The sequence below is a fragment of the Thioclava sp. FR2 genome (genome assembly GCF_051200875.1).
In the GTDB taxonomy this organism is placed as follows: Bacteria; Pseudomonadota; Alphaproteobacteria; order Rhodobacterales; family Rhodobacteraceae; genus Pseudotabrizicola.
Genome location: NZ_CP195191.1, coordinates 1,057,272 through 1,079,925, shown reverse-complemented (window position 1 = coordinate 1,079,925; position 22,654 = coordinate 1,057,272). Strand labels below are relative to the sequence as shown.

Annotated in this window: 20 protein-coding genes; 3 read left to right on the top strand and 17 right to left on the bottom strand. The window is 57.6% G+C overall.

The features are described from left to right. Positions 1 to 60: 60 nt before the first annotated feature. The 17 genes from ACSBLW_RS05135 to ACSBLW_RS05055 all read right to left on the bottom strand — a co-directional run bounded on the left by ACSBLW_RS05135 (position 61) and on the right by ACSBLW_RS05055 (position 17,863). On the bottom strand, positions 61 to 717 hold the full coding sequence (locus ACSBLW_RS05135; protein WP_435259158.1) for an SDR family NAD(P)-dependent oxidoreductase: 657 nt from the start codon (positions 715 to 717) through the stop codon (positions 61 to 63). Positions 718 to 798: 81 nt separating this feature from the next. Further along, on the bottom strand, positions 799 to 2,262 hold the full coding sequence (gene purF, locus ACSBLW_RS05130; RefSeq protein WP_435259157.1) for an amidophosphoribosyltransferase: 1,464 nt from the start codon (positions 2,260 to 2,262) through the stop codon (positions 799 to 801). A gap of 104 nt (positions 2,263 to 2,366) precedes the next feature. Further along, entirely contained in the window at positions 2,367 to 2,963 is a 597-nt protein-coding gene (locus ACSBLW_RS05125; RefSeq protein WP_435259156.1) for a CvpA family protein, read from the bottom strand. A gap of 36 nt (positions 2,964 to 2,999) precedes the next feature. Then, positions 3,000 to 4,358 carry a DNA repair protein RadA gene (gene radA, locus ACSBLW_RS05120; RefSeq protein WP_435259155.1) on the bottom strand — a complete coding sequence of 453 codons (1,359 nt, stop codon included), beginning with the start codon at positions 4,356 to 4,358 and terminating at the stop codon, positions 3,000 to 3,002. A 33-nt stretch (positions 4,359 to 4,391) separates the two neighbouring features. Further along, a complete protein-coding gene (locus tag ACSBLW_RS05115) occupies positions 4,392 to 4,817 on the bottom strand; it encodes a paraquat-inducible protein A (protein WP_435259154.1) in 426 nt (141 codons plus the stop codon). A gap of 37 nt (positions 4,818 to 4,854) precedes the next feature. Continuing rightward, positions 4,855 to 5,559, bottom strand: a complete 705-nt coding sequence (locus ACSBLW_RS05110) for a DNA repair protein (RefSeq protein WP_435259153.1) — start codon at positions 5,557 to 5,559, stop codon at positions 4,855 to 4,857. A 210-nt stretch (positions 5,560 to 5,769) separates the two neighbouring features. Continuing rightward, positions 5,770 to 6,180 (bottom strand): hypothetical protein, encoded by a 411-nt coding sequence (locus ACSBLW_RS05105; protein WP_435259152.1) that lies wholly within the window; start codon positions 6,178 to 6,180, stop codon positions 5,770 to 5,772. After that, entirely contained in the window at positions 6,180 to 6,926 is a 747-nt protein-coding gene (locus ACSBLW_RS05100) for an ABC transporter ATP-binding protein (RefSeq protein WP_435259151.1), read from the bottom strand. Before ACSBLW_RS05100 ends, ACSBLW_RS05105 begins: the two co-directional genes overlap by 1 nt. Further along, complete coding sequence (locus tag ACSBLW_RS05095) at positions 6,923 to 7,705, bottom strand: MlaE family ABC transporter permease (protein ID WP_435259150.1); 783 nt, start codon at positions 7,703 to 7,705, stop codon at positions 6,923 to 6,925. The genes ACSBLW_RS05100 and ACSBLW_RS05095 overlap by 4 nt, the downstream gene beginning before the upstream one ends. Further along, on the bottom strand, positions 7,702 to 8,751 hold the full coding sequence (alr, locus tag ACSBLW_RS05090; protein ID WP_435259149.1) for an alanine racemase: 1,050 nt from the start codon (positions 8,749 to 8,751) through the stop codon (positions 7,702 to 7,704). The genes ACSBLW_RS05095 and alr overlap by 4 nt, the downstream gene beginning before the upstream one ends. Before the next feature lie 163 nt (positions 8,752 to 8,914). Beyond that, on the bottom strand, positions 8,915 to 10,423 hold the full coding sequence (locus ACSBLW_RS05085) for a replicative DNA helicase (protein ID WP_435259148.1): 1,509 nt from the start codon (positions 10,421 to 10,423) through the stop codon (positions 8,915 to 8,917). Positions 10,424 to 10,643: 220 nt separating this feature from the next. After that, entirely contained in the window at positions 10,644 to 11,324 is a 681-nt protein-coding gene (locus tag ACSBLW_RS05080; RefSeq protein ID WP_435259147.1) for an orotate phosphoribosyltransferase, read from the bottom strand. Between the two features lie 24 nt (positions 11,325 to 11,348). Then, entirely contained in the window at positions 11,349 to 12,392 is a 1,044-nt protein-coding gene (gene pyrC / locus ACSBLW_RS05075; protein ID WP_435259146.1) for a dihydroorotase, read from the bottom strand. Positions 12,393 to 12,519: 127 nt separating this feature from the next. After that, complete coding sequence (locus ACSBLW_RS05070; protein ID WP_435259145.1) at positions 12,520 to 13,527, bottom strand: phosphoadenosine phosphosulfate reductase; 1,008 nt, start codon at positions 13,525 to 13,527, stop codon at positions 12,520 to 12,522. Positions 13,528 to 13,659: 132 nt separating this feature from the next. Further along, positions 13,660 to 14,640: a glycosyltransferase family 2 protein gene (locus tag ACSBLW_RS05065; RefSeq protein ID WP_435259144.1), complete on the bottom strand. Its 981-nt coding sequence runs from the start codon at positions 14,638 to 14,640 to the stop codon at positions 13,660 to 13,662. Continuing rightward, the gene (locus ACSBLW_RS05060) at positions 14,637 to 15,596 is read right to left on the bottom strand and encodes a glycosyltransferase family 2 protein (protein WP_435259143.1); all 960 of its coding nucleotides are present in this window, start codon (positions 15,594 to 15,596) and stop codon (positions 14,637 to 14,639) included. The genes ACSBLW_RS05065 and ACSBLW_RS05060 overlap by 4 nt, the downstream gene beginning before the upstream one ends. Further along, a complete protein-coding gene (locus ACSBLW_RS05055; protein ID WP_435259142.1) occupies positions 15,593 to 17,863 on the bottom strand; it encodes a glycosyltransferase family 2 protein in 2,271 nt (756 codons plus the stop codon). Before ACSBLW_RS05055 ends, ACSBLW_RS05060 begins: the two co-directional genes overlap by 4 nt. Positions 17,864 to 18,032: 169 nt before the next feature. On the opposite strand from ACSBLW_RS05055, the gene ACSBLW_RS05050 reads away from it, so the two are divergent. The 3 genes from ACSBLW_RS05050 to ACSBLW_RS05040 all read left to right on the top strand — a co-directional run bounded on the left by ACSBLW_RS05050 (position 18,033) and on the right by ACSBLW_RS05040 (position 22,625). After that, positions 18,033 to 20,237 (top strand): hypothetical protein, encoded by a 2,205-nt coding sequence (locus ACSBLW_RS05050; protein ID WP_435259141.1) that lies wholly within the window; start codon positions 18,033 to 18,035, stop codon positions 20,235 to 20,237. 180 nt (positions 20,238 to 20,417) lie between these two features. Continuing rightward, positions 20,418 to 21,290: an AAA family ATPase gene (locus ACSBLW_RS05045; RefSeq protein ID WP_435260046.1), complete on the top strand. Its 873-nt coding sequence runs from the start codon at positions 20,418 to 20,420 to the stop codon at positions 21,288 to 21,290. Positions 21,291 to 21,359: 69 nt separating this feature from the next. Further along, entirely contained in the window at positions 21,360 to 22,625 is a 1,266-nt protein-coding gene (locus ACSBLW_RS05040) for a vWA domain-containing protein (RefSeq protein ID WP_435259140.1), read from the top strand. Positions 22,626 to 22,654 lie beyond the last annotated feature (29 nt).

Sequence of the window (22,654 nt, the reverse complement as noted above, 5' to 3'; positions counted from 1 at the left end):
TGAGAAGATTTGCAAATTCCTTGATTAAGGAATTTGGCCCTCGCCGTTCTGTCGGGCCAATTAGATCAGCGCGACAAGCTTGCTGGCTTCGGTCTGAAGGTCGGCCAGTTTCGAGCGGTCTTCGCCGGGGTAGAACCGTCCGCGCACGGCCGTGGCCATGGGCGCAGGCGTCTGGATCAGGACCTTTGGGCCAACCTTTTCGTTCTCTGCCTGCCAGGCACGGGCCAGCGCCATCTGTGCGGCTTTCGTGGTCCCATAAGCTGCGGAAAAGCGGGTGCCTGCGATCGGATCGTCAAGGAACATGGCGCTTCCGTTCCCGGCACGCAAAAGTGGTTCGACCATCGTGATCAGGAAGGCCGTGGCACGAAGGTTCGTTGCCACCGATTTATCCAGATCTTTCATGTCCAGCGATCCGGCAGGGGCAAGCGCTGTCGTATGCACCGCGGTATGGGCCCAGAACTGCAGTCCGCCCCACCGGTCATGAATGGACCGGCAAAGGTGGCGCATTGCATCTTCGTTGGTCACATCCATCGGGGCCAGCGTCAGGCTTCCCGCACCGGGCAGTTTTGCAGCCTTGACCCGGTCATCGAGATCTTCCAGCCCACCCACGGTGCGCGCCACGGCCACCACATGCCATCCACGAAGGGCCAGTTGCTCGGCCATCGCCGAGCCAAGGCCGCGGGACGCACCGGTGATGAGAGCGATTTTCTGAGACATTCCTGAGGCCTTTCGCGGGAAGTGAAACGCCGGGGGCTGTCTGCCCCCGGACCCCCGAGGATATTTGGACCAAGATAAAGCTTATTCAGCCGCCTTCATCTCGAAGCCTTCTGCGATCTTGTCTGACGGCGCGACAGGATAATCGCCCGAGAAGCAGGCATCGCAGAATTTCGGGGCTGCCACATCCCGGCCAGCGGCTTCGCCGGCCGCGCGATAGAGGCCATCGAGAGAGATGAACTTCAAGCTGTCGACGCCGATCCAGTCGCGCATTTCATCTTCGCTCATGGTTGCGGCAAGCAGTTTGGCGCGCTCGGGTGTGTCGACGCCGTAAAAGCAGGGCCAGGCCGTCGGCGGCGAGGCGATGCGGAAATGCACTTCGGCGGCACCGGCCTCAAGGATCATGTCCTTGATCTTGCGGCTGGTGGTGCCGCGCACGACCGAGTCGTCCACAAGGATCACCCGCTTGCCCTTGATCAGCGCGCGGTTGACGTTCAGCTTCAGGCGCACGCCCATATTGCGGATCTGCTCGGTCGGCTCGATGAAGGTCCGCCCCATATATTGGTTGCGGATGATCCCCATCGCGTAGGGGATGCCCGATTCCTGCGAAAAGCCGATGGCGGCCGGGGTGCCGGAATCCGGCACCGGGCAGACCAGATCTGCCTCGACTGGGGCTTCGCGGGCAAGTTCGACACCGATCTGACGGCGGGTTTCATAGACCGAACGTCCGCCGATGATCGAGTCGGGGCGCGAGAAATAGACCTGCTCGAAGATACAAAAGCGCGACGGGGCGGGCGAGAACGGGCGGGTCGAGATGACCTTGTTGCCTTCGATCACCACCATTTCGCCCGGGTCGATCTCACGAACCAAATCAGCGCCGATGATGTCCAGCGCACAGGTTTCCGACGAAAGCGCCCAGCCGGAATCACCGATCCGGCCCAGAACCAAGGGGCGCACGCCCAAAGGATCACGCACACCGATCAGCTTTGTCCGCGTCATGGCGACGACCGAAAACGCGCCTTCACAGGCGCGCAGCGCATCCTTGATCCGCTCAGAGATCGATTTCTGGATCGACCGCGCCATCAGGTGAATGATGCATTCCGAGTCGGAGGACGACTGAAAGATCGAGCCGCGCTCGATCAGTTCGCGGCGCAGCGCGGCTGCATTCGTCAGGTTGCCGTTATGGGCAATCGCACAGCCGCCCATCGAGAATTCGCCAAAGAAGGGCTGCACGTCACGGATCGCAGTCGACCCCTTCGATCCGGCGGTCGAATAGCGCACATGGCCGATGGCCAATTCCCCGGGCAGGGTGGCCATGACATCGGCCTTGGTAAAGTTGTCGCGCACATAGCCAAAGCGGCGGGCCGAGTTGAAGCCATGTTCGGGATGGTAGCTGACGATCCCACCGGCCTCTTGTCCGCGATGTTGCAGCGCGTGCAGGCCAAGGGCCACGAAGTTTGCGGCATCGGTCAGGCCGATTGCACCGAAGATCCCGCACTCCTCCTTGAGCTTGTCGTCGTCAAAGGGGTGAGAGAGGAAAGGGCGCATCTGGCTCTCCATCCGGGGGCATCGGTTGCGCCCCATTTAGGGCAATGTCACGCCCATGTCACGACCTGAAAACCCGTGGAAGGTCACGAATCTGGTATTGTCGCTCAGTTCCCTGCCGGTGCTGCCTCGGCTGGGGCAGAAGTGCCATCTGCTGAGCACACAGATGTCAGGTCATTGTAGCGCTGAAGGATCCAACCCGGAGCATCTTCCGGGATTTGCTCATCAATCTTAGTCTGGAAGCTGGCAAACACTTTGGCCGAGCGTGACTCGTCAATCATCGGGATGGTGTTCGCAGCCACAGCGCGGTCATAGACGATGAACGCCACCGCCACGAGGACAAGCCCACGGGCCGCGCCAAAGATGAACCCAAGCGCCTGATCGATTCCGCCCAAAGCCGAACGTTGAACGACCGAAGAAAACAGCGGGGTGAACAGGGCGGCGATGATCAGTCCGATCGCAAAGACCACCACAAAGGCCGCGCCCAGCGACAGAACGCAGCTGTCGGACAGGAAAGCGCCGACGACCGGGGCTTCCTTGATCAGGGGTTGGGCCGCAGGGGCAAAGAGATAGGCCAGAATGGCCGCGCCGATCCAACCGGCAATCGCCATTGCCTCGCGCACCAATCCGCGTGAATAGGCAAGCACAGCGGAAAGCACGATCACTGCCGCGACCACGCCATCAACCAGAGTAAAGCCTTCCATCGTCCGCTCTCCGCCTTGTCTCGTAATGGGCAGGCCTCAGCCTGCTCCGAACATCTCACCAACGAAGGCCGTCAAATCGGCCATTTCGCGCAATTTCATGTCCTCGGCCCCGCTGGTCTTGGACCGGCTGGGAAGGGTCGCTTGTTGAAAACCAAGTTTCGAGGCTTCTTTCAACCTGTTTTCGGTCTGCCCCACTGGTCGAAGCGCGCCAGAGAGCGAGATTTCCCCAAAAAGCACCATGTCTGGCGGAATTGCCACATCCTCACGCGCCGAGAGTAGCGCTCCGGCCACAGCCAGATCGGCCGCAGGCTCGTTGACGCGCAACCCGCCCGCCACGTTCAAAAACACATCTAGCCCGGTAAAGGGAATGCCACATCTGGCCTCCAAAACCGCAAGGATCGTCGAAACCCGGCCCGAATCCAGCCCGACCACCGTGCGCCGCGGGCTGGCAAGCGTTGAAGGCGCAACCAGCGCCTGAATTTCGGTCAGCACCGGGCGCGTGCCTTCGATCCCGGCAAAAACCGCCGAACCGGGGGCAGGGGTGTCGCGGCTGGAAAGAAACAGCGCCGAAGGGTTCGTCACCTGCGAAAGACCACCCCCCGTCATTTCAAAGACACCGATTTCATCAGCCGGGCCAAAGCGGTTCTTCACGGCACGCAGAATGCGGAACTGGTGGCCGCGCTCGCCCTCGAAATAAAGGACCGTATCAACCATGTGCTCGACCACACGGGGGCCCGCGATCTGGCCCTCTTTGGTCACATGGCCGACAAGGATCACTGCCACACCGCGCTTTTTGGCAAATGTCACCAACTCATGCGCGGCGGCCCTGACCTGACTGACTGATCCGGGCGCGGCCTCAACCGTATCCAGCCACATGGTCTGGATCGAGTCGATGACAGCCAGATCGGGGCGTTCGGCATCCAGCGTCGTCAGAATGTCACGCAAATTGGTTTCGGCCCCGAGGCTGACAGGGGCCTGCGCCAGCCCAAGACGTTGCGCCCGCATCCGCACTTGGGCCGAGGCCTCTTCGCCCGAAATATAAAGGCATTTCAGCCCTTTTCGGGCAAAGCTGGCGGTGGCCTGCAACAGCAGGGTCGATTTCCCAATGCCCGGATCGCCCCCCACTAGAATGGCACTGGCCGGGACCAGACCGCCGCCCAGAACGCGGTCCAACTCGTCAATTCCCGATCCCGCGCGCGGTGGTGGTGCTTCTTCGGTCGCCAGATCGGTCAGCGGAATGCTGCGCCCTTTTGCGCCAAGGGACTTCGGGCCGCTGGAAAGCGGGGTGTCTTCGACAATCGTGTTCCATCCCCCGCAACCATCACAACGGCCTTGCCATTTCTTGTGAACGGTGCCGCAGGTCGAACAGGTAAAGATCGGGGAAGATTTGCTCATGGGCACTGGCCTAGCGTGAATAGGCCCCCGGCTTCAAGCCTCGCGCGGGGTGCGGTGCGAAAGAAACAGGCTCAATAGGATACAGCCGGTAAACAGATACAGCCCCCAGGCCACCTCGATCGTCGCAATCCCCACACCCTTTGCAATCACCACATACAGCGCGATCAAAAAGACATCCGCCATCGCCAATTTTCCCATCCAGTGCAGCGCGGGCAGGGCGCGGGGCGACAGCAGGTCAAAGTCCAGCAACGCAAGGCCAATGGTCTTTGCCATGGGGGCGAAAATGGCCAGAAAGGTGACAATCAACGCCAAGGCAGCATCACTTTCCCACAGCGATTGCAGCCCCGTGATCACCGAAATCTCGTCCAGACCAAACAATGGCAAAAGGCCCGCCCGCAACAAAGGAGCAAACCAAGACAAAGGGAACAGGGCAAGCAAACTCAGGTTAAGCCATTTCATGGGGTGTCGTCGCCCGTCAGCCTGTCCCCGTCAATGGTCATTTCGCAGGCTTTGGCAGCGATACGACATTGGCTTCACGCGGATCATCACCCCAATCCAGATCATAGCCCAGACTCGGCAAGATCTCTTTCAGATCGGCTTCTAGCCGCCGCAATTGAACTTGCGCTTGGCGCTCGTCGGAATCGATATCTTGCTTCCAGCGTCTCAGGTCATCGCAAATCCGCCGTGCCACGCCCAAGCGGTCTGTCAGGGCATGAACCTCCTCCTGCCGCTGTTTCAGAAAGATACGCGCCCGCGCAACCCGTTCCTCGGAATAGGCGCGGGCCAATTCCCGCGTCTCATGGCTCATCTGCGCGGCCAGTTGCAAAAGTTCTGGCTCCAGATGCGACAGATCGGGGTGGTCTCGCAAATGCTCCATCCGCGCCCGAACCGAGTCGAACTCGGCCGAAAGGCTAAAGACACCTGCGCGGTCGCTGGCATGGGCCTGTCGATAGGCGCGCGCCACATCGTCGACCCCCATCGCAAAACTGCGGTGACTGCGTTCCAGCTTTGCCATGCGGGCATTGGCTGGCAGGTAGAAGGCCAGGATGATCGACAATCCGGTCAACCCAAGCAGCGCCCACATCCCTGCATTTTCCAAGGGCGTGCCCCCGGAAAGACTGATGTAGAACTCTGGCCAAGGCATCCAGCCAAGCGCGGCCATCACTGTGATTGCGGACAAAAAGACCGTCAGAAAAATCACCGACCAAAAGCAAACGATCTGAAAAATCGTCAAAAACAGCGAAAAAGCGCTGCCACGCTCACTCGACATAAGACACCCCCCAACACAGGCCCGTTAACTTTGACGCAGGGGGCGGGATTGGCAAATACTTTCGTATGGTTTTTTCCGGTTTTTGCCCTTTTTTCAGGGGTTTGCCGTATATTGTTCCAGCCTTGGAAACAGTCCTTCGCCTTATGCGGGAATGTCCCAGCCCATCACGTCGCGCACTGTGGCGACAAAGGTCGTGATGAACAGCGTCAACAAAAGCGCCACAACGAATCCATTTGAAAAAAGCAAAAGCGGTTCATGCCATTGCGCGCGCCGCCCCCAGGCCCCAACCAGCCAGAACCAGCCAACAACCGAAATCACACGGGCAGGCAGGATGAACTCTGCGGGCATGGGCATGGGCCACAGCATCCAGACCGCATAAATCGCAGCCCAGAACAACAGAAGCAATCCGCCCCGATCCCCAACCCGCCAAGCCGCATAGCCCGACATCGCTATGGCCAAAGGCACAACCACAATCAGCGTCTGCACCAGCGTCCGCCAGATCGAGGGCTGCTCGAACAGGAAGGACAGATCAATCTGGAACATCCATTCCATCAGCGCACCGTCCCGATGGGACCGCTGGCCCGGCCATTGATGAACTGCTGCACATAGGGGTCGGGCGTGGTTTCCAGATCCGAGGTCGGCCCCGTCCACTGGATCACGCCCTCATGCAGCATCGCCACCCGGTCGGCGACCGACCGAACCGTCGTCATGTCATGGGTGATCGTCATGGCCGTCACCCCCATCTCAACCACGATTTCCCGGATCAATTCATTGATCACCCCGGCAAGGATCGGGTCAAGCCCGGCAGTCGGCTCGTCGAAAAAGATGATCTCGGGTTCTGCGGCGATGGCCCGCGCCAACCCCACGCGCTTTTGCATCCCCCCCGAAAGCTCGGCCGGGTAAAGGTCGGCCACATCCGGGCCCAACCCCACGCGGCGCAGCTTTTCCACCGCGATTTCGCGTGCCTCGGCCTTTGGCCGCTTGCCTTCGCCCCGCATCAGCCGGAACGCCACATTCTCCCAGACCGAAAGGCTGTCAAACAGCGCGCCCCCCTGAAACAACATCCCGAACCGCGCCAGAAAAGCCTCCCGCTCGGCGTCACGAATATCTTGCCCATCGACCAGAATATCCCCGCCATCATGGCGGATGAGCCCAAGAATGGCCTTCAGCAGCACCGATTTCCCGGTGCCCGACCCGCCAATGATCACCATGGACGACGCTGACGGCACGTTCAGCGTCACACCGCGCAAGACCTGCTTCGGGCCAAAGGATTTGGTGACGTCACGCAGCTCGATCATGAGGTGAAGAACACCTCTGTCAGAATGTAATTCGACCCAAGGATCAACACGCTGGCCGCAACCACGGCGGTCTTGGTCGCGCGCCCCACACCCTGCGCGCCCCGGCCTGAATTCATCCCGAAATAGCAGCCCATTAAGGCCACGATAAAGCCAAAGACCGCGCCCTTGACCAGACCGGAAACCACATCCCCGGTTTCCAGAAAATCAACCGTATTGGTCAGATAGGTCGCCGAATTGAAGCCAAGTCTGCCGGTGCCGACAAGCCAGCCCCCCATGATCCCGATGGAATCCCCCACAGCGACCAGAACTGGCAGGGACAGGGTCGCCGCCAACACCCGTGGCACCGCCAGATATTTCAACGGGTCGGTCGACAACGTGACCAAGGCATCAATCTGCTCGGTCACCTTCATCGTCCCCAACTCGGCCGCAATCGACGAGGCGACACGCGCCGCGACCATCAACCCGCCCAAAACGGGGCCAAGTTCGCGCACCATGCCAATCGCCACAATTGACGGCACCACGGCCTCGGCATTGAACCGGGACCCGCCAGAATAGATCTGCAACGCAAGCGCCCCGCCGGTGAACAGCGCCGTCAGGCCGACCACCGGCAAGCTGAACCAGCCGATCTGCATCAACTGGGTCAGAAACTCGCGAATATAAAAAGGCGGGCGAAACAGATGCGACAGAATGCTTGCCGTGAACAAGGCAACACGCCCCACGGCGGCAAGGCTTTCCAGCACCGGGCGCCCGATGGACCGTAGCGCCGTCGCCGGTGTCACGCCACACCCTCGATATAGCGGCGCTGATAGCGTGCGCCCAAAGAGGTCAGGATCTCATAGCCGATGGTGCCGGCGATTTCGGCCAGCTCATCCACGGTCTGATGCGGCCCCAGAATGTCCAAGCTGCGCGGGATTTGGGAAAGATGGGTTACATCCACAGTGATCAGGTCCATCGAAACCCGGCCAACCACAGGGCAGGGGGTGTCGCCATCCCACAGGATCGCCTTGCCCGAAAGGCTCCGCAGCAGCCCGTCGGCATAGCCGCCGGAAACCGTGGCAATGAGCGCATCTTCTTCTGCCGTCCAAGTGCAGGAATAGCCGACCGGCTCGCCCGCCTGAACATTCCGCGTCTGGATGATCGGCAAAGACAGGGTAACAACCCGCGCCGAGCTTTCGAACGGCTGACCACCGTAAAGCCCAATGCCGGGACGAGTCAGATCAAAATGGAATTTCGGCCCCAGCAAGATGCCTCCGGTCGCCGCCAGCGACCGCGGCACGCCCGTCCCATCGGTCATGGCGTGGAAGTTTGCCAGTTGCAGTTCGTTCATCGCGTGGTCGGGGTCATCGGCACAGGCCAGATGCGACATGATCATTTCCGGCCCGGCTTCCAGCACAAAGGGGGCCACTGCCTCCCATTCGGCTTCTTCCATCCCAAGCCGGTTCATCCCGGTGTCAAGCTGCACGCCAAAGGGCAGACCGGGCAGCGATTCCAGATGCCGTGTTACCTGATCCAGACTGTTCAGCATCGGCGTCAGATCCAGATCGTGGATCATGTCCGTGTCGCCCGCCATATGGCCGGAAAGGATGCAAATCTGCGGTCCTGGCCCCAGGGCCTGACGCAGGGCTGCGCCTTCTTCGGCCACGGCCACAAAAAAGCGCCGCGCCCCGGCCTGCGCCAAAGCGCGTCCGACACGGGTGATCCCCAGACCATAGGCATCGGCCTTGACCACAGCGGCGGTTTGCACGCCCGAGGCAGAGGCACGGTCAAGCGCACGCCAATTGGCGGCAAGGGCATCAAGATCAATGGAAAGCGTTGCAGTGGCCATGAAGGTTTCTTGTCGGATCGGAAAGTTTCGTCAAGCGCAAAGGCGCCGGTTCAGGCAGGGGTGGCAAGTCGTCTGCCAAGTTGTCTGCACGAGAGGTGTACAGGGGGTGTACAAAAGGTGCACCGGGAAATCTATGTCGTAAATTCCCCAGTCTACAGCGGCGTCAATAGCCCCCTTCGTCGCCTTGCCATGCGCGGGCAAGGTTGCCAAAGCGCGTAAAGCGGCCTTCGAAGGACAGTTCAACCGTGCCGATAGGCCCGTGACGCTGCTTGCCCAAAATGACCTCGGCTTTACCGTGGCATTGCTCCATAACCTGTTGCCATGCCGCCATTTTTTCCAGTTCGTGGTCGCCCGGTTTTTCGCGTTCCTTGTAGTATTCTTCACGGTACACGAACATAACCACGTCGGCGTCCTGCTCAATCGACCCGGATTCCCGAAGGTCGGAAAGCTGGGGCCGCTTGTCTTCCCGGCTTTCGACCTGACGCGACAGCTGCGACAGCGCGATCACAGGGATGTTCAATTCTTTGGCAATAGCCTTAAGTCCCTGAGTGATCTCGGAAACTTCCTGAACGCGGTTGGCTTCAGAGCCTTTGGACGATCCCTTCAAAAGCTGAAGATAGTCGATCATCAGCACGTCAAGGCCATGCGTCCGCTTCAACCGCCGCGCCCGCGCCGCAACTTGGCTGATCGGCAAGGCAGGCGTATCGTCGATGTAAAGAGGGCAGGATTCCAAGGACTTAGCCGCCTCGACAAAGCGGCGGAATTCTGCCTCGGTCATATCACCCCGGCGGATCTGTTCGCTCGGCACCTCGGAGGCTTCGGAAAGGATACGCGCGGCCAACTGTTCGGCGCTCATTTCAAGGCTGAAGAAGCCCACGACACCGCCCTCAACAGCCCCTTCGCTGCCATCCGGCTTGCGACCCCGTTTGAAGGCTTTGGCCACGTTAAAGGCGATGTTTGTGGCCAGCGAGGTCTTTCCCATCGAGGGGCGACCGGCAAGGATGATCAGGTCACTTTCGTGCAAACCACCCAGTTTCTTGTCCAGATCAATCAGGCCGGTTGAGATGCCCGCAAGCCCGCCGCCACGCTGATAGGCCGCGTTTGCAACGTTAACTGCGTCTGTTACTGCCTTGAGAAAGCTTTGAAATCCGCGCTCCGCGACGCCCTGTTCGCCCAGTTTGTAAAGCCGCTGTTCGGCTTCGATGATCTGCTCTCGCGGCTCGGATTGGATTTCGACCTTTGCGGCCTTGGCGCTGATTTCGCGGCCCAGCGAGATCAGTTCCCGGCGCACCGCAAGGTCATAGATCATCTGCGCATAATCGCGCGCGGCATAGGCGCTGATCGCGGCCCCGGCAAGGCGCACCAGATAGGCCGGCCCGCCCAATTCCTTCAGACCTTCATCATCCTCGAAAAAGGGTTTTAGCGTCACAGGGCTGGCAAGGGCGTTCTTCTGGATTCGCGCAGCCGTCTTTTCGAAAATGCGCTGATGCACCGGATCAAAGAAATGCTCGGATTTCACAAGGCTCGCGATCCGGTCATAGACGTCGTTATTTGTCAGAATAGCGCCCAGAAGCTGCTGCTCCGCCTCAATATTATGCGGCAAAACATCCGGCAGATCACCGCCCTCGGCCCGTGCTGGCGTGCCCGTGCGAAGCGTCGCGATCTCGCTCATCTGTCCCCCCGTTTCCTTGATTGAGTGCCTGAATGCCTGTTAATTTCGGCCAAGGCAATCCGTTGAACAACTCTGTGGATAAGATGAAAATCTGCTCATCCACGGGCAAATGACCAAGTTGGTGCCACAAGATATTGTGGCCGCCACCGTGGTTTCGTCAAGAAATTCTAAAGTCGTGTCGAATTTTCCCCAGAATCGGGAAAAAGCACTGACCCAGTTATCAGGCGCCTTTTCTTGCGTCTTGCCATTCGCGAGGTGCGTTGAGGAACGCTTCAACTTCGGTCAGCGTTTTCTCGTCAAAGGCACCTTGCGCCCTGGCTTCGGCCAGAACGTCCCACCATGTGCAAAGATGGTGCAACTGCACGCCATGTTCGGCAAGGCGTTCTTCGGTCCCTTTAAAGATGCCGTAATAGAAGATCACCGCAGTATGGCCGCAAGTTGCCCCGGTTTTGCGGATCGCATCGACAAATGACAATTTTGATCCACCATCGGTCGTCAGATCTTCGACCAGCAAGACGCGTTGCCCTTCGGTCATGGCGCCTTCAATGCGGGCATTCCGGCCGTAGCCTTTCGGCTTTTTGCGCACATAGGTCATTGGCAACGCCAAACGCTCGGCCACCAAGGCGGCAAATGGAATGCCGGCCGTTTCGCCGCCGGCGATGTTGTCAAAAGCCTCAAAGCCCGCATCGCGCATCACAGTGACGGCCATGAAATCCATCAGCATCGACCGGATGCGAGGATAGGAAATCAGCTTGCGGCAGTCGATATAGGTGGGCGAGGGCAAACCACTGGCCAGCGTGAACGGCGTCTCGGCGTTAAAGTGGACCGCCTTGATCTCAAGCAAAGCGCGGGCAGTGAGACGGGCGATTTCTTCCTTGGCGGGAAAGCTGGTCGGGATCATGGCAGGCTCTTTTCGTATGAGGTCTTACGCTTCAACGGCCCAATGGACCGGATAGCCGGGATTGAAGACAGTAACGGGACCGGCTTCGGTGATGATCTTTTCGGGGAAGGTTTGCGCAAGCTCGTGTTTGACGAGGCGGATCTTTTCGTCATTCACAGGCAGACCATAGAAGGCTGGGCCATTTAGGCTGGCGAAGGCTTCCAGCTTGTCCAGGGCACTATCCTCTTCGAACACATGCGCAAGCAAGGCCATAGTGTTGGTGGCCGTGAAGCAGCCCGCACAGCCGCATGCGTGTTCTTTCAGCGCATCCACATGCGGGGCGCTGTCTGTGCCAAGGAAATAGCAGGATTTGCCGCTGGTGGCGGCACGACGCAGAGCCAACCGATGCTTTTCGCGTTTTGCGACCGGCAGGCAATAGTAATGCGGTTTGATCCCGCCCACGAGGATGTGGTTGCGATTGATGATCAGGTGATGCGTGGTGATCGTCGCCCCCAGATTTGGACCACCCTCTGCCGCGTAGGTCGCACCTTCTTCGGTGGTGATATGCTCCATGACGACACGCAACTCTGGAAGGCGGCAGCGCAGCGGGTCCAGCACAGTGTCGATAAAGACAGCTTCTCGGTCGAAAATGTCGACCTCTGCCGTCGTCACCTCGCCATGTGTACAGAGTGGCAATCCGATCTCGGCCATTTTTTCCAGCACAGGCATGACTTTATCCAGATCACGCACACCGCTGTGGCTGTTCGTCGTGGCACCTGCCGGGTAAAGCTTGACTGCCTTTACCAATCCAGACTCTGCTGCCGCAGCGACGTCGGCGGGATCTGTGCCCTCGGTCAGATAAAGGGTCATAAGGGGGGTGAACGTCATGCCCTTTGGCAAAGCCGCAAGAATGCGATCGCGATAGGCAGCGGCCTGTTCTCCGGTCACCACGGGGGGAACCAGATTGGGCATGATGATCGCACGGGCAAAATGCCTCGCGGTTTCTGGAAGAATACCCTGCAACATCGCACCGTCGCGCAGGTGCAAATGCCAGTCATCGGGGCGGCGAATGAGGATCTCTTGTGTCATGCGCGGGCGATAGCGCGAAGCCGTTCAAATTTCCAGCGGAATTCCATGCCGACAGATATTCAATGTCACGCAAGCTGCAAGGATTTCACAGCCAGCGAGAGCGCCATACTGACCGCTGCTACCGAAACTACGCGTCAGCCTTTTCAAGGGCCGCGATCGCTTCGGCGGCGGCTTCATCAGCCAGAATCTCATTCAGCCGCTTACGGAACGCTGGCGCATTCAGGCGTTTGGTCACGCCGCTGCACAGCCACTTTTCCCGTTTCACCTTGCCCGAGCTGGCCGTCTTGGACAGAAGACCCCGAAGATAGGGGCCAAATTGTCGGCGGGCCCGCCAAAGACGCGCAAAGTTGAGCCGGTCAAGTTGGCCGTCCATTGCGGCATCAACCAGTGGCCCCCAAAGTTGCATATGCCCAAACGCCCAAGAGACCCGGCCATTCAAGCGCGGTGTTCTGAGATGGGTGATATGTTTGTCGCGGAACAAAGCAGCGTGCATCGCATCTTCTGCGATTTCCGGATCATAGATAACCGCAACATGCCCGGTGCCTTCAACCATATCCGGCGCGTAGCCGTAACGGCTGCTGAAATCCAATTTTCGCGCCTTGGGCGTGCGTTTGTCCCATCCCGTGACCTGAGGGTCTTGCGAGGCGCGTGGCGATACAAGCAGGACCGACGAACCCGGCGCGGCAACCGAGAAGGATGCCGCTGCATAGGCCTGTTGGTCGGCACCTAGGAACAAAACCTTGTCGAAGTCCTCAAAGAAGGCATCGTCGACCAAGCGGTCGAAGTAGCGGTAGACACGGTCTGAGCGATACCAGGTTTCCCCATCGGCAATCAGACACAGGTGAGACCAGCCACGCATTTTCGCCAGATCAAAGCCCATCGGCATTTGGGCGGGGCGGGTGCGAATGTCTGCCAACTGCTCAAAGGTGACAAGCAAGACGGGCCCGTCATCGTGAAAGAAAGACCAATGCGACGCGCCCAAGGGTTCAAAATAACCCCCTTCTTCGCCGATCTGATCCATGATTGTCAGCCATTCAGACTGATCTTTGGCCGCGGAGGCATCGACAGGAACGGAAGCGACAGGCGAAGCCACCGGCTTTACCTGTTCTTCAAGGTTGGCGGTCTCGTCCGACATCGCTTCCTCCTTGCCGTGCGGAATAATCAATTTTCCGCAGACTGGCGGATTAATCCCTGTATTCTCGTAAATTCTTGTGTCGGAGGCAACAGTGGGGAACGGGACAGACTGTTTCCTAAACTGACAAACCGATTAGTCGCGCCGATATTGGCGGATGCGTTGTGCCTCGGCTGGAGCCAATATGCGCGCTGGCGGCGTCATCATGAGGCGTCCGAAAAGCGCCCGCCAAGGCTCTTCCTGCATCAGTTCGGCAAAGCGGGCTTTCCGCCAGATCACGGAATCTTGGTGCAACGTTTGCAGGACGGGGTCAGCTAAAAGGTCTTGTCGGATCGTCGAACTGTTAAGTTCTTGAAGACTGGTGTCCTCTTCATCGGCAAAGTTTCGATCGCACCAGTAAGACATGTCGAAAGCGGAAGCTGAGCGATTGGCGCGACCACGATCACATTTAACGATGTAGCTTTCCATCGCGCCAAGGGCGTAGTGGTTCAGTTGCATGACCGAATAATGATCTGATCCCGGCGCGGAAAACAGACGCTGGCCAAGGTTTGGGTCAAACCATCGTGCTGGGCGCTTCTCCCCCTTTGGACGATGCACCCCAAGCTTGCGAAAGACGTCACGCCGAAACAGCGTCTTCACCATCAAAGCACGCCAAGGCCAATGCAAGATACGCGGCGCAGCCCTGGTGAAAACCTCCGTCACGGGAAGGTCTTCGAAATCTGTTACCCCAGCATTCCCAAACATGCGCCATGTCATTGGAAATGCATCACAATCCGGAAATGAATCTGTCAAGGCAGACAGGGTTTTGTCGCCAATTTTGATGTTCACGAATTCATCCATGTCGATGACCATGACCCATTCAGCTGTTTTCAGCGCAGGGTGTTTGTCTGCGAGTTTCAGGGCAGACCATTGTGGGCCCTCTTCCCATGGACCCGGGTTTGGAACATGGGTCAGCCAGCCCAGTTCGGCCAGCCGGTCCAGCATTCGATCGGTGCCGTCATCGCAATCATTCGAAAATACCAGAAAGTCGGTGAATCCGGCGGCTTTATGATGCGCAAGCCATTCCAAGAGGAAAGCGCCTTCGTTGCGAACGGTCAGAACTGCCAGAGTCTTCATGCCGCGTTTCTTTCCGTTATCGCTTGCCAAAGATCAGCGTAGGCAGGGTCCGCCTTCAACTCTTCAATGCGGGCGCGGTGCCATGCCACAGATTTCCGGTGCATGAACGCCAGATCTGTATCTGTCAGCAGTTGATCCATCCATCTTTGAACAACTGGATCATAGCGGCGGATCGCATCGCAGGATTGTTCCTGAATGTTGAATTTAGCCCAATAATCCAGACCCATGTCTTGCCCGACATGATTGACGCGACCGCGATCGCGTTTGACCAGAAAGCTTTCGGCGCTTCGAAGCGCGTAATGGTTCACTTGTGCCACGTAATAATCTGCGGCGACAAACATCGTGTGGTGCTGAGTTCGCCACGGTTTGCCGCCTGGCTCTTCTCTCCGAAAATCGCGCGCGCCCTCTTTCGGCACTGGAGTGTGAATTCCAATTCGCCCCAAGGGCAGGTCGCCTCGGAACAATGATTTCGCATAAGCGAAGTCTTCACCCAAAGGATATGCTTGTGCCTTTCCTTTCTGAAATTGGCGTGTGATCTGGCCCTCTTGATATCCGCTTTGCCCGTTGGGACCCAAAATTCTCCAAGGTACGGAGATTACTTCTGTTCCCGGCGATGCCGTCGATACCAGATGTCGAACGCTTCCATCCCCGCATTTGATCGTTAGAAACTCGTCGGCGTCGCAAACCCAAATCCATTCGGCCTCTTTCACGATGTCATATCGTGTTGCCTGTTTTAGCGCTGACCTTTGGATCGAAGTCGCGGGCCAATGTTTTGTTGGATGGTGAACGACCAATCCGAGTGTCTGGAGCCGAAAGGCCATGCGTCGGGTATGATCGCTGCAATCATTGGTGCAGATCAGAATATGATCGAACCCCAAAGCCTTGTGATGCGCGACCCATTCCAAAAGGAACGCGCCCTCGTTCTTCATCGTGGTGATGACGGTAAAGCCGCTCAATGTTCGGCCTCTCCACTGTGTTCGACCGTAAAGAAGAAGTCGGCGGGCAGGGCATCGTCGAAGGCTATCTCGTCTGGAATGACATGTGGACCTGCACTGAACACATTGGAACCAAAATGGTGCTGCATCCGGCACAGGCGCCTCATCCTTTCACCGGTCAACTCAGCATAAAAGTTGCGATAGTTTTCAGTCTCGAGCAGTTCCGCGATCTTGGCGCGGTGGCAGGCGACAGAATACTCATGCGCTGCCCGGATCTCTGGGTCAGCCATCAGTCGGTCATATTCTACTCGCAAGGCAGGGATCATCCGCTGGATCGAGGTGTCGCGATCTGAATTATGGCTCATCCTGAACCAGTAGTTCAGGCCCTGATCGCGGTCGACGTGGTTAACGCGGCCACGGTCGCGCTTGACTAGGAAGCTTTCGGCACTGCGAACGGCGTAGTGGTTCAGTTGCACCCAGCTGTAACCGTAAGTTTCCAGGGTTGATCGCCAGCCATTTCGGAACATTTCGCGCGGCATCGGCTGGCCCGAGCCGTTCAACCATTTCACCTGATCCCAGAGGTCAGGTTTCAGCCCTTTTGGCCGATGGACGCCGAGTTTCTTGTAGATGTCGATATTTCGGAACAGGGTCTTGAAGCCCCATGCCTGATGCGGTTTGCGAATGATTTCCGGGGCGCAATCGGTAAACTGCTCAAGCAGGAATTTGTCTTCATAAGGCGCAACATCAGAGTTTCCAATCAGCCGCCATGTGAGGCTGATCATATTTGCCTCCCCCATAGCCTCATAAAGCGCGCGCAAGGTGCCGTCACCGATCTTGACGTTGATGAACTCATCCACGTCCATGCAAATTCCCCAGCCGCAATTCTGCATGACGGGCTCAGATTCCGCCGCCTGAAGGGCCGCATGCTGCGGCTTTAACTCACCGCCGGGTTTCCACGGATTGACCCGATGTTGGACCAGCCCTTTGGATTGAAGCAACTCCAGCATCGTATCGGTGCCGTCAGTGCAGTCGTTGGTGTAGACGAGAAAATCATCCACACCAATGGCGCGGTGATAGGCGATCCATTCAAGGATAAAGGGCCCCTCATTTTTCATCGTTGTGACGATGGCCGTGCGGCCCCCCTTTACGGCCTGTTTCGGGGCTGTCTTGGTCTTGGAAACAGGGGCGCGGACCGGCTTATGGTCAAACATCGTTTCCGACAGATTCAACAGATGCGGGTCTTCGATGAGCGAGGTTTTCGGTGCCAGTTCGCCGGAACTGCGTCCCGGGACACGCAAAGCCATAGCGCGGTAGAACGGAATGGTTTCTGCGGGATCAGGCTTGGCATATGCCACCCGGACCATCCGCCAAGTATTTGAAAGACCCGCCTTTTCAGGAGAAACACCCCAACGGGCAATGCCGCGCCTTGCGTCAAATTGGCGGCAGATGTGGTCGCCAAAACTTGCCACTGCTTTGGAGCGGACACGCCAAGGGTAAATCCGCCTGCCCACCAGCAGGGCAACGCCATGTTGTGACATTGCGCATTTGTCAAAGGCTTCCGTTGCTTCGGGGGTCAGGATGTCGGTTACATCCAGCACCAGAACCGCGCGGGCAGATGAGAGGAAGCGCCACTTTGCGATTTCGAAAATCAATTGTTCGCCAAGCGGCGAGCGCCAAGCGTCGGGTTCTGGCGGCGTCATCCGGTCCTTGCCGGGCGCGTCTGGTGCAAGGAAGGGATGGTTCTCTGGGCCCATTTCTGGTTTGCCGATAGGGATGGGGCAGTCCAGCACCACGACAGTCAATGGGGCTTCGCCCAATGCCTTTTCAAGTTTTTTGGCAAAGCCAGCTTCGGGAAGACGGTTCAGGATAAGAGCGCCCTGAAGCCCGTGATATCTGGCGTGGTAGATCAACCCTTCTGCAACTTGTTCCGGCGTCTCTTCCAGCCGCATCCCGAAAGTGCAATTCTTTCCGGCGAAGAGTTCGGTTTCGGCCTGCGCAGGATCGGCGTGAAATCTACCCCCGTCGCCAAGCGCGATTGGTGCAGTTCCCTCGACCTTGACCATTGCTGCGCCCGACACATCTCGGATGTCTTCGGGCAGGGCGCATCCTATTGCACCATCTGGAACAAAGGCGCTGGGCGAAGTGCCGCCACCAAAGAAATAGATCACCTTTCCATCGGCGAGCGATACGCAGTCCAGTAGACGCGTGATCGAATGGTTGCCGACGTCGCATGAACCCATTACGCGCTGCAGGACTTTCGCTTTGGATGGTTTTGCTTTTCCTGCCATTTGCCTTGTCATGCGGTCTTTCTGCCGCCCTTCGATTTTTTCTTAACACAACCAACCTTAGGGGCAAAGCTGCGCTTCCCCCCATTCTCTCCAAAACCTTGGCAAATCGCCAAATTTTCGCCAGACTGTTTCGCAAATATCCCCGCATAAGGGGTGCAGGAGCAGGTATATGAGTGAGCTAAGAGAAGTCGGGATGCTGTGGATTGGCGGCAGCCTGTCTTGGATGGAACAGCTTTGCCTGAAATCCTTTGTCGATCACGGACAGAAGATCACCCTTTTCTCCTACGAAGATATTCCGAATGTTCCCTCGGGTGTGATCCGTCGTGACGGACGGGAGGTGATAGATACCGACAACTTTTTGAAATACGAAAAGAAAGATAGCTTTGCTCTGTTCGCGGATCTGTTTCGGCTTCACATGATCGCGAAGAACCCCGGAATGATCTGGTGTGATACCGATGTCTACTGCCTTCGGCCGATGGACTACGAAACGCACTATGTAGTCGGCTTTGAGCTGCCGGGTGAGCACCGCGTCAATAACGCCGTTTTAGGGTTGCCTGCCGATAGCGCGCTTTTGAAGGCGATGCTGCACTACACGGATGATCATTTCGCGATTCCGCCCTTTGTGAAACCCAAGTTGCAGGATGAATACCGTAAGGCCGCCGCCGATGGTCATCCTGTGCACGTCAGTCAGCAACCGTGGGGCGTTTGGGGACCGCTAATGGTTACCCATTTCATCCGTGACTTGGGTTTGGCGGATCGCGTGATGCCGCTGGACGCTTTCTATCCAGTCACATTTCCTGACCGTCTGAAATTTCTGCGGCCTGCAAGCGTCGTCGAAGAAATGCTTACACCTCGTACAACGGCTTTGCACCTTTGGGCGTCAAACAAGCGTGAGTTGGGTTTGCGTCACAATGGCCTGCCGCCAGCAGGAAGCTATCTGGACAAGTTGCTGAAAAAACATGGTATCTCTGCTGAAACCGCGCCGATTAAAGGTCGCGGAAAGCGGGTTTTCGATGCCGGCCTGGTGGAACAGATCGATTTGGATGAAGTTGAGGTTTTTGCCGATCTGGGCGGCAATGCCCAATCGTTTGCGCTGGCCGCTCATGCCAAGTGGGATTGCGATATTCGATTGATCGACTTGACTCACAAAGGCGAGTTTTCTGAGACGCCTTCGGCTTGGATCGCGCCTTATCGGGCTTTTCTGGGCGAGCATGGTGTGGCAGATGATCGGATTAAAGTTTGGTCAAAGGCCGATGATCTGGCGCCAACCGATCTGATCGCCAACCTGAGTGGTTTTGGAGATGTAAATAAAGTCAAGCACTTAGAGACAGTTCTTCCCAAGTTGCTGCATGCGGACAGCCGAATGGTTTTAGACATTCGGAAAGGTTCGGGGGCGTTCCCCTTTCTAAAAGAGTTCGGATCGACAGAGACTTTGTCCAGCCGAGAGGCCGATGGCATTCCAATTGTTCGCAGCCTGTTTCGCCCGGGCCCACAGCTTACTGCCAAGCAGGGGGATGCCAGCTGGTCATTGATTGCGACAGAGCTTGCAGGCAAAGACGGTTTTTTCCGCGAAAGTCCCAACCATTCGTTCTTGTTCATCAAGCGGTCAGACACGTTGGTCGTGACTTTTGATAACCTCGATATTGCTATGGGAAAGCGTGAAGACCGCCGACCGTGGGGCTTTTCATTCATCGAAAAGCAGGGCTGGTCGATGCTGGGTGTAATGGCCAATGGCTGGACCTGGTATCGCGACCCTTGGGTTTGGGATCAGTTCAATGATCTTCGCGACAGCGGCTTTTTCAAACAGTTCAGGCGCGTAGTCTTTTACGGGGCTTCTATGGGGGGCTATGCGGCGGCAGCCTTCGTGGCGGCCTGTCCCGGTGCGGATGTGGTGGCAATTTCACCTCAGTCCACATTGGACAAGGCTATCGTGCCTTGGGAGACACGTTACAAAACCGCATGGGACAGTGATTTTTCGGGCCCCTATGGCGACGCGGCCAAAGTCAGCAAGGCCGCTGGCCGTGTGTTTCTGATGTATGATCCATTTGAACCTTTAGACACAGGTCACGCCGACCGGTTCGAAGGCGAGAATGTCACAAAGCTGCGTGCGCCTCTTTTGGGCCACCGCTTGGGATCGAGCCTTCAACAGATGGGTATTTTGTCACCGATCACACTTGGTGCCTTGAACGGTACCCTGACTGAACCGGAATTTTATCGGATGCTTCGCGCACGTAAGACCTTTGGCAGATACCAGAAAGAGCTATTCAAGCGGGCTGTCGATCGCGGTCGGCCCGATCTTGCCCGTAAGCTGGGGCGTTACGTTTTGACTCGCGGTGACAATCGCTACATCCGGCAAGGGCTGATGTCACTGTAGAGGCTTTGAGAGCGTTCAACGGTCGGGCCGACCAGCTTTGATCTTGTCCATTGGTCGCATGTGCGGAGTTGCCCGCTTGACCACCGGTGGGCCGATAGTCAGCATGGATGACGACTTGGCGCAGGGTTGCGCCCCAAGGGAGACCTAGACGTGACGCCAGTGCCGCAGACGATTGACGCCATGCAAACCATGTTGGCGGCTCAGAGGTATGTTGCCAGCCGTGCGCTGTCGACGGTGGCTTTCTTGTCGCTTCGGCTTGGGCGACCGCTTTTTTTGGAAGGCGAGGCGGGCGTAGGAAAGACCGAGATTGCAAAAACACTGGCGCAAGCCCTTGGCCGCCGCCTGATCCGTTTACAATGCTATGAAGGACTGGACGCGTCTTCTGCCGTTGCCGAGTGGAATTTTGCGGCGCAGATGGTTGCAATTCGTGCCTCAGAAACCACCGGGACGGCAACAGCGAAATCGGATCTTTTTACCGAAGAATTCCTGATCGAAAGACCGTTGCTATCTGCCATGCGCCCACAAGCTGGCGGCGCTCCTGTGCTTTTGATCGACGAACTTGATCGTACCGACGAGCCCTTTGAAGCTTTCTTGCTGGAAGCCTTGTCCGATTTTCAGGTGACCATACCAGAACTTGGAACCATCCGTGCACCGGAACCGCCCATTGTCATTCTGACATCGAACCGTACCAGAGAGGTGCATGACGCACTTAAACGGCGATGCCTCTACCATTGGGTCGACTACCCGTCTTTTGATCGTGAGTTGGAAATCCTGCACTCGCGTGCGCCAGAGGCTCAGGAGGCCTTGAGCCGCGAGATCGTGGCCTTTGTCCAAAAGCTGCGGCGAGAGGATTTGTTCAAGCGCCCAGGGGTTGCCGAGACGATTGACTGGGCCAAGTGCCTTTTGGCGCTGGATGTTATAGCACTGTCACCCGAGGTCATTGCGGATACGCTGGGAGCAATTCTTAAATATCAAGACGATATCCAGAAGATTTCGGGTTCCGAAGCAAAGCGTCTGCTTGACGAGGCAAAGAAGGACCTCGTGTCTGCATGATTGAAGATTTCGGCCGTCTGTTGGGTGTCGCCTTGGGGCAGGGCAAGTTTGACAACAGGCAGGACTTCAATGGCCACTTATAGCCCACTTGAAATCCCTGAAGACGGCAAGCTTGCCCACAACATCACTCACTTCGCACGGGCTTTGCGAAAGGCGGGTCTGCCGATCGGGCCGGGACGTGTGATTGATGCCATCAGGGCCGTCGAGGCAACGGGCTTCTCGGAGCGTTCAGATTTCTATTGGACTTTACATGCCTGTTTCGTCAGTCGCCCGGAACAGCGCGTTATTTACGAACAGGTGTTTCGCCTGTTTTGGCGAGATCCGAAATATCTTGATCACATGATGAACCTGCTTCTGCCGTCGATCCGAGGGCTGCAAGAAGAACGTCAAGCTGCTGCCGCAGAAAAGCGCGCGGCGGAAGCTTTGCTCGACGGCGTGGATCAAAACCTGCCCAAACCCGAATTCGAGGACAGGGAAGAAGACGCCGAAATTGAAATCGACGCATCGGCGACGATGAGCCATGAAGAGCGTCTGAAAACGCTCGACTTTGAATTGATGTCGACGGAGGAAGTGGCTGAAGCGAAACGCATGCTTTCGCGCTTGAGTTTGCCCGTTCAACCGCTTCGGACCCGGCGGACGAAACCTTCGACAGGCGGTGCGATTGTCGATCTTCGGCGCACGTTGCGATCCAGTCTGCGCACGGGCGGCGAAATTCAATCGCTTGCATTTAAAGCGCAAAGACACCGATGGCCTAATCTTGTCGTGATCTGCGACATTTCCGGGTCGATGAGCCAGTACTCCAGAATGGTTCTGCATTTCGTTCACGCCGTTGCCAACCGCAAAGGTCAAGGTTGGGCGAAGGTGCACGCCTTTACTTTCGGAACACGGCTTACGAACATCACACGCCACTTAAAAAACCGCGATGTCGATGCCGCCCTGAAGTCCGCTGGTGCCGAAGCGCAGGATTGGTCGGGTGGCACACGCATCGGTGCCTGTCTTCACACGTTCAATCAGGATTGGTCGCGCCGCGTCTTGGGGCAGGGGGCAGTGGTTCTTCTGATTACGGATGGGTTAGACAGAGATGATGCGGGGCTTTTGAAGAAAGAAGCGGAACGCCTGCACCTGTCTTGTAAGCGTTTGATTTGGCTGAACCCTCTTTTGCGTTGGGACGGGTTTTCCCCAAAGGCAAAGGGCGTTCGTGCGCTGCTGCCACACTGCGATGCGTTTCGTGCAGGCCACTCGATTCAGACGCTGGAAGCGCTCGGCCAAGCGATCTCTGATCCCGGTGACGGCGGAGAGAAGGCCCGGCTTATTCGCATGATGGCGGGAACCTGAAGGCTTTCCCGGCGTTCTAGACTGCAAGT

What these genes read in the sequence shown, in the direction of transcription:
- ACSBLW_RS05135 (WP_435259158.1), bottom strand. Translation starts at nt 717, where the DNA reads ATGTCTCAGAAAATCGCTCTCATCACCGGTGCGTCCCGCGGCCTTGGC.
- purF (WP_435259157.1), bottom strand. Translation starts at nt 2,262, where the DNA reads ATGCGCCCTTTCCTCTCTCACCCCTTTGACGACGACAAGCTCAAGGAG.
- ACSBLW_RS05125 (WP_435259156.1), bottom strand. Translation starts at nt 2,963, where the DNA reads ATGGAAGGCTTTACTCTGGTTGATGGCGTGGTCGCGGCAGTGATCGTG.
- radA (WP_435259155.1), bottom strand. Translation starts at nt 4,358, where the DNA reads ATGAGCAAATCTTCCCCGATCTTTACCTGTTCGACCTGCGGCACCGTT.
- ACSBLW_RS05115 (WP_435259154.1), bottom strand. Translation starts at nt 4,817, where the DNA reads ATGAAATGGCTTAACCTGAGTTTGCTTGCCCTGTTCCCTTTGTCTTGG.
- ACSBLW_RS05105 (WP_435259152.1), bottom strand. Translation starts at nt 6,180, where the DNA reads ATGGAATGGATGTTCCAGATTGATCTGTCCTTCCTGTTCGAGCAGCCC.
- ACSBLW_RS05100 (WP_435259151.1), bottom strand. Translation starts at nt 6,926, where the DNA reads ATGATCGAGCTGCGTGACGTCACCAAATCCTTTGGCCCGAAGCAGGTC.
- alr (WP_435259149.1), bottom strand. Translation starts at nt 8,751, where the DNA reads ATGGCCACTGCAACGCTTTCCATTGATCTTGATGCCCTTGCCGCCAAT.
- ACSBLW_RS05085 (WP_435259148.1), bottom strand. Translation starts at nt 10,423, where the DNA reads ATGAGCGAGATCGCGACGCTTCGCACGGGCACGCCAGCACGGGCCGAG.
- ACSBLW_RS05080 (WP_435259147.1), bottom strand. Translation starts at nt 11,324, where the DNA reads ATGATCCCGACCAGCTTTCCCGCCAAGGAAGAAATCGCCCGTCTCACT.
- pyrC (WP_435259146.1), bottom strand. Translation starts at nt 12,392, where the DNA reads ATGACACAAGAGATCCTCATTCGCCGCCCCGATGACTGGCATTTGCAC.
- ACSBLW_RS05070 (WP_435259145.1), bottom strand. Translation starts at nt 13,527, where the DNA reads ATGTCGGACGAGACCGCCAACCTTGAAGAACAGGTAAAGCCGGTGGCT.
- ACSBLW_RS05065 (WP_435259144.1), bottom strand. Translation starts at nt 14,640, where the DNA reads ATGAAGACTCTGGCAGTTCTGACCGTTCGCAACGAAGGCGCTTTCCTC.
- ACSBLW_RS05055 (WP_435259142.1), bottom strand. Translation starts at nt 17,863, where the DNA reads ATGGCAGGAAAAGCAAAACCATCCAAAGCGAAAGTCCTGCAGCGCGTA.
- ACSBLW_RS05050 (WP_435259141.1), top strand. Translation starts at nt 18,033, where the DNA reads ATGAGTGAGCTAAGAGAAGTCGGGATGCTGTGGATTGGCGGCAGCCTG.
- ACSBLW_RS05045 (WP_435260046.1), top strand. Translation starts at nt 20,418, where the DNA reads ATGCAAACCATGTTGGCGGCTCAGAGGTATGTTGCCAGCCGTGCGCTG.
- ACSBLW_RS05040 (WP_435259140.1), top strand. Translation starts at nt 21,360, where the DNA reads ATGGCCACTTATAGCCCACTTGAAATCCCTGAAGACGGCAAGCTTGCC.